13 protein-coding genes are annotated in these 13,495 nt (G+C 44.9%); 5 read left to right on the top strand and 8 right to left on the bottom strand.

The window, feature by feature from the left end:
• Nucleotides 1–280 precede the first annotated feature (280 nt).
• The 4 genes from QFZ81_RS24005 to QFZ81_RS24015 are packed head-to-tail and all read left to right on the top strand — an operon-like array spanning nt 281 to nt 1,666.
• Nucleotides 281–796, top strand: coding sequence for an acyl-CoA thioesterase (locus tag QFZ81_RS24005; RefSeq protein WP_307605081.1), 516 nt, complete (start codon nt 281–283; stop codon nt 794–796).
• A 3-nt stretch (nt 797–799) separates the two neighbouring features.
• Nucleotides 800–1,078 (top strand): hypothetical protein, encoded by a 279-nt coding sequence (locus QFZ81_RS24010; RefSeq protein WP_307605083.1) that lies wholly within the window; start codon nt 800–802, stop codon nt 1,076–1,078.
• Complete coding sequence (locus QFZ81_RS37485; protein ID WP_373463708.1) at nt 1,035–1,238, top strand: methyl-accepting chemotaxis protein; 204 nt, start codon at nt 1,035–1,037, stop codon at nt 1,236–1,238. The genes QFZ81_RS24010 and QFZ81_RS37485 overlap by 44 nt, the downstream gene beginning before the upstream one ends.
• A gap of 20 nt (nt 1,239–1,258) precedes the next feature.
• On the top strand, nt 1,259–1,666 hold the full coding sequence (locus QFZ81_RS24015) for a methyl-accepting chemotaxis protein (protein ID WP_483874680.1): 408 nt from the start codon (nt 1,259–1,261) through the stop codon (nt 1,664–1,666).
• A 148-nt stretch (nt 1,667–1,814) separates the two neighbouring features.
• On the opposite strand, the gene QFZ81_RS24020 is transcribed toward QFZ81_RS24015, so the two are convergent.
• Nucleotides 1,815–3,788: an amidase family protein gene (locus QFZ81_RS24020; protein WP_307605085.1), complete on the bottom strand. Its 1,974-nt coding sequence runs from the start codon at nt 3,786–3,788 to the stop codon at nt 1,815–1,817.
• 970 nt (nt 3,789–4,758) lie between these two features.
• On the opposite strand from QFZ81_RS24020, the gene QFZ81_RS24025 reads away from it, so the two are divergent.
• Nucleotides 4,759–6,171 carry an amidase gene (locus tag QFZ81_RS24025; protein WP_307605087.1) on the top strand — a complete coding sequence of 471 codons (1,413 nt, stop codon included), beginning with the start codon at nt 4,759–4,761 and terminating at the stop codon, nt 6,169–6,171.
• A gap of 140 nt (nt 6,172–6,311) precedes the next feature.
• On the opposite strand, the gene QFZ81_RS24030 is transcribed toward QFZ81_RS24025, so the two are convergent.
• The 7 genes from QFZ81_RS24030 to QFZ81_RS24060 all read right to left on the bottom strand — a co-directional run bounded on the left by QFZ81_RS24030 (nt 6,312) and on the right by QFZ81_RS24060 (nt 13,473).
• The gene (locus QFZ81_RS24030) at nt 6,312–7,193 is read right to left on the bottom strand and encodes a DMT family transporter (protein ID WP_307605089.1); all 882 of its coding nucleotides are present in this window, start codon (nt 7,191–7,193) and stop codon (nt 6,312–6,314) included.
• 35 nt (nt 7,194–7,228) lie between these two features.
• Nucleotides 7,229–8,575 carry a CapA family protein gene (locus QFZ81_RS24035; protein WP_307605091.1) on the bottom strand — a complete coding sequence of 449 codons (1,347 nt, stop codon included), beginning with the start codon at nt 8,573–8,575 and terminating at the stop codon, nt 7,229–7,231.
• A gap of 70 nt (nt 8,576–8,645) precedes the next feature.
• Nucleotides 8,646–8,978, bottom strand: a complete 333-nt coding sequence (locus QFZ81_RS24040; RefSeq protein WP_307605093.1) for a carboxymuconolactone decarboxylase family protein — start codon at nt 8,976–8,978, stop codon at nt 8,646–8,648.
• Between the two features lie 68 nt (nt 8,979–9,046).
• On the bottom strand, nt 9,047–10,222 hold the full coding sequence (locus QFZ81_RS24045; RefSeq protein WP_307605095.1) for a MalY/PatB family protein: 1,176 nt from the start codon (nt 10,220–10,222) through the stop codon (nt 9,047–9,049).
• Between the two features lie 51 nt (nt 10,223–10,273).
• Nucleotides 10,274–11,461, bottom strand: coding sequence for a M20 metallopeptidase family protein (locus QFZ81_RS24050; RefSeq protein ID WP_307605097.1), 1,188 nt, complete (start codon nt 11,459–11,461; stop codon nt 10,274–10,276).
• A 31-nt stretch (nt 11,462–11,492) separates the two neighbouring features.
• Entirely contained in the window at nt 11,493–12,482 is a 990-nt protein-coding gene (locus QFZ81_RS24055) for an ABC transporter ATP-binding protein (RefSeq protein ID WP_307605098.1), read from the bottom strand.
• Nucleotides 12,469–13,473 carry an ABC transporter ATP-binding protein gene (locus tag QFZ81_RS24060; protein WP_307605100.1) on the bottom strand — a complete coding sequence of 335 codons (1,005 nt, stop codon included), beginning with the start codon at nt 13,471–13,473 and terminating at the stop codon, nt 12,469–12,471. The genes QFZ81_RS24055 and QFZ81_RS24060 overlap by 14 nt, the downstream gene beginning before the upstream one ends.
• Nucleotides 13,474–13,495 lie beyond the last annotated feature (22 nt).

The raw sequence follows: 13,495 nt of genomic DNA on the forward strand, positions 1-13,495 counted from the left end.
AAATGCGAGAATATGGTGGGTAAAGGCTGCGACTTCATTTATACTTGCTGTCCTTTGTACTGGACGATTGCCTTTGACATTGCTTATCGAGTCTGTCGAATTTAAAAAGAATTAACATACGGTTGAAAAGCTTTTACCATACTTTAATGATTGCTATTACATGCCAAACTATTTTATAATGCAATAAGGACAAGTTGTCCGAATTGCAAATCAAGTTATAACCACCGACATTAAGTCTTTTATGAACAAGTTAATTATAAGATAGGAGTGATCGAAATATATGGAATTAAGGTTTGCCAGAGAATCCAGATGCTTCAAAACGTCAAGAATATTCCCCACAGATGTGAATAATCACAACACGTTGTTTGGAGGCAAGTTAATGTCTTACATTGACGATATTGCTTCAATTGCTGCACACAAACACTGCCGTAGGTCCGTAGTAACAGCCTCTACTGATTCCGTTGATTTTTTGTACCCGATTCATACATCGGATTCCGTTTGTTTGGAATCATTTGTTACATGGGCAGGCACGAGCTCGATGGAGGTTTTTGTAAAGGTTGTAACAGAGGATTTGAAAACCGGAGCTAGAAGAATAGCCGCTACCTCTTTTCTAACATTTGTTGCATTGGATGATAACAAAAAACCAGTGGAAGTTCCCCACGTTGTTCCAGAAACAGAGGAAGAAACTAAATTGCACGAGTCAGCTCCGAAGAGAGCGGAAATACGTCGAATACGCAGAGAAGAAAGCAAGAGACTGGCAAGCTTTTTCACTATGAAATATCCTTGGGAATATTGATTTTTGGATGAATTTAAAGCATTGGGAGAAACCTTTAACCTCATGGTGGACTCGTTGCGTTCGGTCTTGGTTGAAGTGAGCGAATCCTCCAATCGATTGGCGGCTTCTTCCGAAGAGCTGACGGCAAGTGCAGAGCAATCCTCCAAAGTGACCGAACATATTGCGGGTAGCGCCCAAGAAATGTCAGAGGGGGCCAGGCAGCAAGTATTCATAGTAGAAGGAAGCGCCCAGACAATTAATGAACTATCGGCAAAAATACAGAAAATTGCGTTGTTCTGTTAAGGGATTGGCGCAGGTCATTACCCATCTGTCACATACTTCTCAAGAGATCGGTCAAATCACGGGAGTAATAACCCCGATAACCCAGCAGACGAATCTGCTCTCGTTAAATGCTTCAATTGAGGCAGCACGAAGGGTGAACATGGACGCGGATTTGCTATAGTAGCGAATGAAGTAAAGAAGCTGGCGGAACAGTCTTCTAAATCAGCGGAACAGATCACGCAACTGATTGATGCCATCCGTGATGAAATCAACATGGCACAAGGCTCAAAGCTATCGGCGACGAACGAAGTGAGTATAGGAACAGAAGTTGTACAGGCTGCAGGCAGCTTATTTTTTGAGATTGAACAGTTTGTCAAAGAAGTCAGCAACCAGGTGCAAGAGGTTTCAAAATCTGCCCAACAAATTACATATGGAACCACACAAATGGTGTACGCCTTCGAAGGGATTGCTGAGGTTGCAAAAGCTACGGCTTCCGGAACGGAGAATGTGTCTGCTGCTACAGAAGAGCAACTGGCCTCTATGGAGGAAATATCATCTTCTTCATCAGCTCTTACGCATATGGCGGGAGAATTGAAAATTATTAGTTGAGAAATTCAAGCTATAATTTCATAATTTCTAATGCTTGATTCCACATGTTCCTTCATATAACCATCCCATCGAATGCACAAACATATGGGTTTGAAAATCAAAGAACCGTCCAGCGATGTTCCGGACGGTTTTTCTTATCTTGTGGCGGTTATGGCGTTGAAGCGGGCGGCTTGCGATGATGGGTCCCTTGTTCATAGGAATACGCCAACTTGATCAGCGTCGGTTCATCAAACGGCCTGCCCAGGAACTCGATTCCGACAGGGAGTCCGTCCTTGGTGAACCCTGCCGGTACGGATATGGCAGGAAATCCGGAAAACGCACTCAAGCGGTTGTTTCCTCCTGACGGTTGGGGTTGTCCGATCAAGGTGGCCGGCTGCGAATTGGACGGGTAGAGGAAGGCATCCAAATCTTGGTCGGCCATCACCTTAAGCAGAGCCTGCTGCGTCAGCTTTGTCCGGAACAGAACGATATCTTTGTATTCCCCTTCGTTTAACGAATTTCGAGCATCCCTGGCGATCATCGCCTTTTCTTGGGAGGGATCGAATTTGCCGGAATGAATGATTTCCGTCAAGGAATGATAAGGTGCTTTCGGTCCGAGTTCAGTCAGGTAATCATTCAGCTGGAATTTAAACTCCCAACCGCTCAAGCTCGGGTACTTCGTAATTTCATCGAATTCGGGAACGGTTACGTGAATGACTTCCGCCCCAAGCTGCTTCATATCCTGGATGGCGGCGTAAACAGTACTGTTGACCGTTGCAGTCTCAGGCGCGGAACCGAGCAGCTGCGTAATAAAACCGATCCGGGCTCCTTTCAGACCGTCTTTGCGCAGAAATTGCGTGTAGCTGTCCGGAGTCCGCCCGATACTCCATGCCGTCACGACGTCCTCCGGGTCGTATCCCGCCGTTGCATCCAGTATGATTGCCGCATCCATAACCGTGCGCGCCATCGGTCCGCCGACATCCTGAGTAAGAGCCAATGGAATAATGCCATTTCGGCTGGACAATCCGATCGTCGGCCGGATGCCTACCAGACTGTTAAAAGACGATGGGATCCGGATCGATCCTCCGGTGTCGGTCCCCAAGCCAACGACGGCAAAATTGGCCGCGACCGCCGCTCCGGTGCCGCCGCTTGATCCTCCCGGATTGTGATCCAGTGCGTAAGGATTCAACGTTTGGCCGCCCAGGGAGCTTTGAGTTGTAATGCCAAAAGCGAATTCGTGAAGGTTGGCTTTCGCCAGAATGATCGCTCCGGCCTCTTTCAATTTTTTGATTTGAAAAGCATCTTTTGGCGGAACGGAATCCTTCAAGCACACACAGCCGGCGGTGGTAGCCATATCGGCGGTATCGAAATTATCCTTAACGACAACGGGAATCCCGTGCATTGGACCTCTCGGTCCGGATTTCTTCCGTTCGGCATCAAGTTCTGCTGCAATTTCGAGAGCTTTCGGATTGACGGTAATGATGGCCTTCAGTTTCGGGCCTTCCTTGTCATATTTCTCGATCCGAGTGAGATACATTTGAACCAATTGCAGTGAAGTGAGTTTACCGGTTTCCATCGCTTGCTGAATTTCGGGAATTGAAGCTTCCAGGATATAAAATGGTTTTATGTACTGATAAAGCCGTAGCGCAACCGTGGCTGCCTGTCCCCGGGTTAATGTATCCCCATAACCGAACTTTTGTGCGCTATAACCTGTCATGAGCTGAGCTTTTGAGATGGCTCCGATCGCACCCGCATATTCACTGTCTTCCGGAACATCGGCAAACGGTTCGCTTGCCCGGTCTAATTTCAGAACCCCGTTTAATACAACTGCGGCTTCTTCTCTTGTGACGGGGTCCGAACCGTCTAGTTTCACCTGTGACGGTTTGCTCGCCTGCTCGGATGCCCTTCCGATCATCAGGGCGAATTCGGTTTTGGTGACCTCGAGATCGGGCCGGAATGTACCATCCGAAAACCCTTCTACTAGCTTCAGTTCGTAGGATTGGGCGATTTCCTTGGCCAAATCCCCGGAAACATCTCCTAAAGGGGGTGAAGCGGCGTTGGCGACGGGATATATCTGCGATGCTAACAGGATCGCCCCGGCCGTAAGCACGGATAGAGATCTATTAAGTATTGTTCGTTTCATGTTTCTTCTCCTTCTATGTTTTTATTTACAACCCTAACAGCCCGCTTCTTAAATGAGTTGGATAAGTTCTTTAGTCGGTTTGTGCTGTTCTGAAATCTTGAGGTTGTGCCCATACCTAACTCCACTTTACATTTGTCGCTAAATAGTCGCTTTATAAATAAAAAAAGTTATGTTATTTTACATGACATGAAATCGAATATAAATTCCAGCTGCCGGTCTTATTTTTAACCCCATTACCTCGTATTATTTAATATCGTTATATGGTCGCAATATGAAGAAAAAAATATTATGCACTAGATTACGGGTAAACATCGCTCATTCTATATATACTTCATAGAATCCAGTCTTATGAATATTGTCCACATCATCACCTCCAAATTTGCCCCTTAAGATTTGACAGGTCCAATCCTTCATGTCGCATTAATGTCACTATTTATAACATAACTTGATTATTAGTCTATACGATGTTAGCTTACTTTGCAATACAACTCTATAAAATATGATTCTATATACAGAAAACAGCCTACCATTTTGATAGGCTACTCTTAGTAGTTTGTCTTCTCATTTGTCGGTTAATGGGCTAATTTCTTAGCATGATCCAAAGCGATTCGGGTATTTAGTTCTGCCAATTTTTCGCATTGGATAAGAACAGCATGAAGTGGTTCTATATGATCCATAAGAGAAATATTTTACTATAGGATTATTAAAATTCGTCGGATTTCCCTATCCCAAATACAACGTTTCCAGTGTTTGCAAGGAGTGAGGTAAATGCCCATATCCAAGGAGAGTATTCTGAATCTTTTCCGTGAAGAAGTCAAACGGCCAATGGATCCGGCTATGGCGGAAAAATTAGCGAATCTACTCTCCCCAATTATTGACGAACTGAATTCTATTGAACCTGCTATGTTTGTACAGCCAAGTTTGGTATTTCAGTCTACCCATAGTTTCATGGAAGGATGTGAAATATCGAGTGACGGAAAAGATCTTGGCTTTCCTCCCAGTGACAGAACTTGCGCCACTCATACACTCGCGACAGATATCCCCGGTAGAAGTGACACGGCAGGTTTTACAACAAATCGAGGCCATAGAGCCTAAGTTAAACGCTTATATAACCGTTTTGAAGCATCAGGCGCTAACTGACGCCCACGCCGCAGAACGTAATATCCTCGAGGGTAATTATTTAGGACCGTTCCACGGCATTCCGATAGGCCTTAAAGATACGTTGATGACCCGAGGTATTCGTACCACTGCAGGCTCAGCGATGTTCGCTCATAGTATTCCTAATTATGATGCATCCTCTGTCGTTCGGCTCCGTCAAGCCGGTGCTATCATCATTGGTAAGCAGAATTGCCACGAGTTCGCCTATGGATCGACGAACAACAATCTTACATTCGGTCCTACTCGTAATCCTTGGAGGCTAGCATATATTCCCGGTGGATCCAGCGGCGGATCTGCGGCAGCGGTAGCAGCATCCGAATGCATTGCCGCCATTGGTACAGATACTGGCGGCTCAATTCGTAATCCTGCAGCCTGCTGCGGCATAGTGGGACTCAAACCAACTTATGGTAGGGTAAGTACATTTGGAGCGTTTCCCCTCAGCTGGTCGCTGGATACCCTCGGTCCGTTGACAAAGAGAGTGAAGGATGCCGCCATGATGTTACAAATCATCGCAGGGTACGACCCTATGGATTTGACCACCAGTTTACTTCCTGTACCGGATTATACTGCTGGGATTGAGGATGGAATTAAAGGCCTCCGTCTTGGGATACCACGTAACTACTTCTTTGAGCGTATTGATCCCGAAGTGAAAATGCAGGTTGAGAGGGCGATAAAAGCGCTTATTGACTTGGGAGCTGTACCCGTTGAAGTTACGTTACCCTATGTGGAGCTATCACTGCTCTGCACGTACACAATCATTTTTGCAGAGGCGACCAGCTACCATGAGCCATTGCTCCAGAATTGGGCTAACTGGTACTCGCCCGACGTCCGGTTGTACCTGGAAGCAGGTGATGCATTAAGCGCTACCAAATACCTGAAGGCCCAACGACTGCGTACCATTATTAAACAAAGCCTCCATTCAGTCATGGAACATGTGGACGTTATCGCTACTCCGACAGTGCCATCACCGGCAGTGAAGATCGGTCAGAACACCGTAGTGCTAAACGGTCAATTAGAAAGTGTAAACGATGCCATGTTCCGCTATACCTGTCCCTTTAATTTGTCTGGCCAGCCATCAATTGCTGTTCCTTGTGGATTTACTGCTGAGAGGTTACCAATCAGTCTGCAGTTGGTGGGACGCCCCTTTGATGAAGCGACTATTTTTCGAGCTGCAAGAGCATTTGAGGCTGCCACGATATGGCATTCCATACAACCGATGCCCTAGTGAGAGATTTTAATAGATATCATGTGCGCATTATGGAGGGCTAACGGGAAACGAGTTCTAAAAGACAAAGAGCAGTCTCAAAACTTTTTTTAGTTCGACTGCTCTTTATTATTTGTAGGTTTAGTCTAACACTTTTTTAGTCAAAGTAACCATGGGTTTACCGACTCCTTCTGAGCTGGAAATGTCCAGTTTACAAAGAAAATGCCTATAAATATGAATGTTCCCCCGAGATAAACGTACCACTTGACTACTTCTCCTAATAAAATCCAACCAGACAATACGCCAAAGAGCGGAGCCAGAAATAGAAAAGCGCTCGTTTTCCCCGGATCTCCCCGATTCAATAAGTAAAACCATGCTGAATATTGAACAATGGAAGCCATAACCGCCAACCATAGCACAATAAATATCGACATCGCATTCAAGGTCAACACGGGTTTCTCCAATGTAACACTCATGAGAAGCAGTAGCACACCGCCAAACATCATTTGACAAGCCGACAGCACCCAGATATTAAATTGTTTAGCCCATTTTTTCACAATAAGGGTGGCAAGTGCCCAGGATATGGCGGAAGCCAGACCAAGAACCGTACCTATGTTAACTCGCACGTGGAAGCCGAGTGTAATAAAAACACCCGCGAATCCAATAACAACCCCTAGCCACTGCGACCATCGATACCTGTATCCAATCAACAAAGTACCCAATACCACCACCAAAAGAGGATTAATAAAGGTTAATATGGAAATCTCGCCTGCCGAAATCGTCCGCATACTTATGAAGACACAGCCCATGACACCCGCGGTCTGGAAAAATCCCACCAATGCGATTTTCCCCCAATCCATGAGCTTCTCTGGAAGCGGTTTGCGAATAATAAAAAGCACCATAAGGATACCCGCGATGGAAAAGCGAAGACCGGCGAGAAGCAACGGAGATATATATTCCAATCCCATCTTTCCTATTGAAAAGGAAGAACCCATTAGAAATGTCGTCAAGATCACGAGGAACCCGTATAAATAATGTTTCATTAACTATAACACCCTACATTTCTTCCAGTTTCTGATTACAGAACGACCCAACCTCTTTCTTCTTGTGATACTTTCGTTCCATAATCCATTGATAGGTCGCTGAATTTCTTCAGAATTTCTTCCGCCTTGGTACCTTTGGCTAAGTATGGCCGGCCTCTTTTATAAGGTTCCTGACCATGTGTTAGAGCTACTGGAACGATTTCTATTTTGCTTAATTTCCCCGCTTCAAAATGACATATCGGCATGACCGTTTGCCAATAAAGCTCGTCAGCTGGAAATCCTTTTTCACCACCTTTATTGCGTATTCGGAATACTTCGCTAGGTGTAAGCGACGGATCGATTTGAAATCTTTTATAAGTGTCGGCAGGAAGTTTATAGACCGACTCGTTGTGACCGATCAAGTTACCTAGACTGTAGAAAATCGGCTTACCGTTGTACATTTCCATCCCCCGCAACAAGTGCGGACCATGCCCAACAATGATATCTGCACCTTCATCGATGATGCGATGCGCAAATGTTCGAATGAACTCGGCAGGATGTTCGCGAGTCTTCCCCTGTTCATGGGCATGCAAGCTAACGATGACTACATCCGCCCTCGCTTTGGCCTCCTTTACCCATTTGATAATCTCATTGATATCCTGTGCATTTGGCTCTGTTCGAACAGCAGGAGACTCCGCCTCGCGGAAGCTCGCATTTAGGGAACCAGTTACACGACCAAGGTTAACATCAACGAATGGGAATATAGCCGGATTTTTCGGATCAGAAGCGAACCCGAGTTGTACGAACTCCTTTCGCTGTTGTTCTAAACCAAGATCTTGAGCAATCTTTTGTAATTCTTCAAGTTGATCCTTTTTCACTTCATAAGTGGTGTCGTATCGCAAAGGATTGACACCCGGCCTACCTTGTAGATCTGGTCTCTGTTCCCCTGCAGACTGTTCTTCAAAAAATGTCGACGTGCATGCAAGCATTGCGACACTTGCGCCATTAAAATCCATATAGACTGGCATACGTGAATCAGTAAGAGACCGTCCGATTCCAGCATAAGTGATGTCCCTATCTTCTAACTCCTTCATGGTTGCAAGTAGGCCTTCAACGCCGTAGTCCAGAGCGTGATTGTTAGCACAAGAATACAAATTGAAACCCATTTGTTGGAGTTCTTCAAGAACCCATGAGTGAGCAGCAAAGTGGGCACCATCACTGCGGGCAGCAGGGTGACCCTTAAAATTATTGGGGAGCACTTCCAGATTAGTGAAAGCAACGTCTGCTCCTTTGATCAGTTGAATAAGTTCTTTTGTCGGTTGATCCGTATAATTCGAGATACGGCGAGCAATGATGCTGTCACCTGTAAGAGCAATGCGAAATGTTTCAATCTGGTCACTCAACCAATTCTCCTCCTACATACAATTTTGTCGCTATATATTCGTTAATTAACTAAAAAATTATATACTTCTATTAATGTTTATCGTAAGCATTTAATGCGTTGACGCTGTGCGCAAGAGCAGAACCAGCTTTTAGTGCTACTGCCACAAGCACCGCTTCTGCTATTTCTTCTTTACTAGCTCCAACTATTTTAGCTTTAGTGGTATGTGACTCAATACAATAAGCACAGCCAGTAATGTGTGCCGATGCAACAGCAATTAATTCTTTCGTTTTTTCAGATAATAAACCAGGTGCCGTAGCCTTTTTACTAAATTCGCTAAATGCTTTCATCCCTTCGGGCGCAAGCTTATGCATTTCACTCAATCTTTTTAGGTAAGATGATTGATATAAACTTTCTTCTGACATATTGTTTTTCCCCATCTCATCGTTTTTTTATTTCACAAAGTTCAATTAACCATTTCATTACTTATCAATCATTGCATGCCGAGAACAGCTTTCCGAATACGTAACAACCCCTCTTCAAGCAAGGACCTCGGCTCTGCTGTATTCACGCGAATATACCCTTCACCCCCCTGACCAAATTCAAATCCATTATTGATAGCAACCTTTGCTTCTGCTACCATAAATCTTTTAAGTTCTTCATTGCTCATTCCCAGCGACTGGCAGTCAAGCCAAGCAAGATACGTTCCCTCCTGTTCGGTCAGTTTGATCTGAGGTAGTTTGTCAGCCAAGAACTGCCGAATGAAAGCCAAATTGCCGTATATATAATCCAAGCATTGTTCCAGCCACTCTTCACCATAGTTATAAGCATATTCAGATGCTGTTGCGGCAAAAGCATTAATGGCGGACAGGTGCATTCGAAAATAAATATGATTTAACTTCTCACGTAACGCCAAATTAGGAACAATAACAAAAGCGGATTGCAAGCCCGCCAGATTAAACGTTTTACTCGGAGACACACATGTAATGCTGATCTGTGAAAGCTCCTCAGATATGGAGGCGAATGGATGGTGCTTGTAACCTTTAAAAACAAGATCACAGTGAATCTCATCTGAAACGACGATTATATTATGTTTCAAGCAAATTTCGCCCAATTTCTTCAGTTCCTCTGACCTCCATACGCGACCTATCGGATTATGAGGACTGCATAGAATTAGCATTTTAACACTCGAGTCGATCTTGCTGCAAAGATCATCAAAATCCATGACATACCGATTGTTATCCAACCGCAGAGGATTAAGCACCACTTCCCGATCGTTTTCTTTGACTACCTTGTAAAAAGGAGGATATACCGGCGGTTGAACCACAATTTTATCACCCGGATTTGTAAATGCCTGAACGATCAAGCTTAAAGCTGGAAGCACTCCTGGACTATGACAGATCCATTCCTTTTGTACGGACCAGCCATGCCTTCTGTCCATCCAGCCGATAACGGCTTTATACAGAGATTCGGGTAAGGTTGTATAACCAAAAACGCCATGTTCGGCGCGTTTTTGAAGTGCCGTTATAACGGGTTCAGGAACTTTGAATTCCATATCCGCCACCCACATTGGGATCAAGTCTTGTGAACCAAACCTTTTATCCAACATTCCCCACTTGAGCGTAGATGTTTGGCCACGATCAACAGGTACGTCAAAGTCATATTTCATAGTGCCACCTCTACTTCTGTAATTGACTGAAGCCATAGCATGTATTCTTCGTTATTTCCCTTGCTGTTCATTCAGATATTGGCACGCAAGACTAAGTAAGGTTTTTCCGGCAACGAGCATCGCGCGTTCATCGAAGTCAAAGCGTGGATGATGAAGTGGATAGTTGGCTTTGGGATTGGCCTTTCCTGCACCAGTGAAGAAAAACATACCAGGTACTTTCTGAAGGTAATAGGAAAAATCTTCTCCTCCCATTATAGGCGGTATCTCTAAGACCTTATCTGGGCCGAGGTCATTTGCCGCCACTTTATTGAAAAACTCAGTTTCCCCATCATGGTTAATGCACGAAGGATAGCCACGCTGATATTCGATTTCCGCGGTTGCATGATGGGCGGAACACACCCCATCTACAATCGACTTTAACTCTCTTTCCATCAGGTCTCTAATATCCGCATTCAGTGTTCGTATCGTCCCTGTAAAAACGGCTCTTTCCGTAATTACATTTACCGCTTGCCCCGCATGGAAAGTCCCAATGGATAGAACGGCTGACTGAAGCGGATCGACCTTTCGGCTGACCAACAACTGAAGCTGATTGATCACTTGCGTCGCAACGATAATAGAATCGACCGTATGATGAGGAGCAGAAGCATGACCGCCCTTGCCGCAGATCGTCACTTTAAATCTGTCGGAAGCTGCCAACAAATGCCCTTTTCTTGTCCCTACGTACCCTAGCTGCATGGTAGCCATAAGATGTGAACCAAAAATCGCGTCTACTCCTTCTAAACAGCCATCTTCAATCATCGCAGATGCCCCTCCGGGATACAATTCTTCCGCATGCTGGTGGATGAGTACGATATTACCAGTCAATTGCTCACGCATATCACTTAAAACTTTAGCCACGCCTAAAAGGGTAGAAGTATGTCCGTCATGTCCGCAGGCGTGCATGACTCCTGGAACCTTGGATTGGTAAGGGACATCCTTTTCATCCTGAATCGGAAGAGCATCAAAATCTGCCCTCAACGCTACGGTCCTGCCGGGTTTGCTTCCTCGAATCAGTCCGATGACCCCTCTCCCGCCAACTCCGGTGCGTACTTCAATGCCAAAGCTTGTTAAAACCTCAGCAATCTTCTTCGGCGTTTCCACTTCCTCGAAAGAAAGCTCTGGATACTGGTGGAAATGTCTTCTCCATTCCACCATTTGTTCGTACATGTCATCCAGCTTCTGATGTAATCTCGTAATCATGATAACCTCCCATTAAAGAAATTATGTTTACTTAATCATATAAATGGCAAGCTACCAAGTGATGAGAGCCACGATTTTTCAACTGAGGGACTTCCGTCCTACATCGTACTGTCGCGTGAGGGCATCTTGTTTGAAATACACATCCCGAAGGTGGATTCAAAGGAGAAGGGATATCACCTTTAAGGATAATTCTATTTTTTTTGACATTTGGATTCGGTATTGGAACAGCGGATAACAGAGCCTGCGTGTAAGGATGCAACGGCTCAGAGAATAAATCATCTGTAGGCGCCTTTTCCACTATTTTGCCTAAATACATCACTCCGATGCTATCTGCTATATGCCTAACAACACTCAGATCGTGAGCGATAAATATATAAGACAAATCATATTGTTCTTGCAATTCCTGCATCAAATTAATGACTTGCGATTGGATGGAGACATCCAGAGCAGAGACCGGCTCATCGCAAATGACTATTTTCGGATTTACCGCCAAGGCTCTTGCTATACCGATCCTTTGTCTTTGTCCTCCCGAAAATTCATGTGGATATCTGAAATATTGATCTTCTCTCAACCCCACCTTATGAAGCAAATCCATTGCTCGTTCCGTTCGTTCTCTTTTCGTACCCATCTGGTGAATTTTTAACGGTTCTTCGATCGCATGACCAATATACTGCTTCGGATTCAGCGAGGAATGAGGATCCTGAAACACCATTTGAAAATCTTGTCGAATAGCTTGCAGCTCTTGACCTTTCAGTTTAAAAATATCCTTGCCTTTATAAAAAGCCTGTCCATCCGTTGGCTCCGTCAAACGCATGATCGTTCTTCCAGTAGTACTCTTCCCACAGCCGGATTCTCCAACTAGCCCGAGCGTCTCCCGTTCGCTCAGTGTAAATTCAACATCGTCAACAGCCTTTACATACCCTTTCACTCGTCCAAAAGGTGAGCCGGAAACCGCATAATAGGTCTTTAAGTTTTTAACGGTTAATAGTGGAGTATCCTCTTGTACCTTATTGTGCTGCATAAAGTTCGCCTTCCTTCTGCAAAATTGCTTCAAAGTTCCAGCATCGCACTTTATGACCCGTGCCAATTAATTCGGGAGACGATTCCTCGCACGTCTTCGTCGCATAAGCACACCTTGGCGCGAATCGGCAGCCTTGGGGAACCTTGGAGAGATGAGGAACCGTACCTTTAATGACATGCAATTTCTGCGTACGGTCGCCATCCAACTGTGGTACAGACTTCAACAGCCCTCTCGTATACGGATGTAGAGGATTGTCAAACAAGTCGCCCACCAGAGCCTCCTCGATTATTTCTCCCAAATACATGACCACTACTCGCGTACATATTTCGGCAACGACGCCAAGATCATGGGTAATCAGGATGACCCCCATATTCGACTTTTGCTTCAAATCCTGGATCAAGTCCAAAATCTGCGATTGAATGGTTACATCCAATGCCGTTGTCGGTTCGTCCGCAATCAACAGATTCGGCTCACAGGCAAGGGCGATGGCAATCATGACTCTCTGGCGCATTCCCCCTGACAATTCATGAGGGTATTCGTTCACTCTTTTTTCCGGCGAAGGAATGCCCGTTAACCTTAGCATTTCAATCGCTTTAAGATAAGCCTCTTTTTTGGTGAGCTTTTGATGAATGATAATCGATTCGGCAATTTGATCCCCAATAGTATACACCGGATTCAAAGAGGTCATAGGATCCTGAAAAATCATCGATATCTCGTTTCCCCGAATCTTTCTCATCTCTTCTTTAGATAACACCAGCAAGTTGTTGTTTTTATAATTAATTTCTCCTGCGTATCTTGTCGACTTCTCGTTTAACAGCCGAAGTATAGATTCGGAGGTAACGCTTTTGCCGCAGCCGGACTCTCCGACAATGCCAAGTGTTTCCCCTGCGACAACCCCAAAAGATACACCGTTAACTACAGTAAGCGGACCGTTTTCCGTGAGAAATGTTGTTCTCAGATCTTTAAGCTCTAATAAGTATTCATTCTGCATGGATGGCTCCTCCTTCTATTGA

Origin of the sequence: Paenibacillus sp. V4I9 (assembly GCF_030817295.1) — a bacterium.
Lineage (GTDB): Bacteria > Bacillota > Bacilli > Paenibacillales > NBRC-103111 > Paenibacillus_E.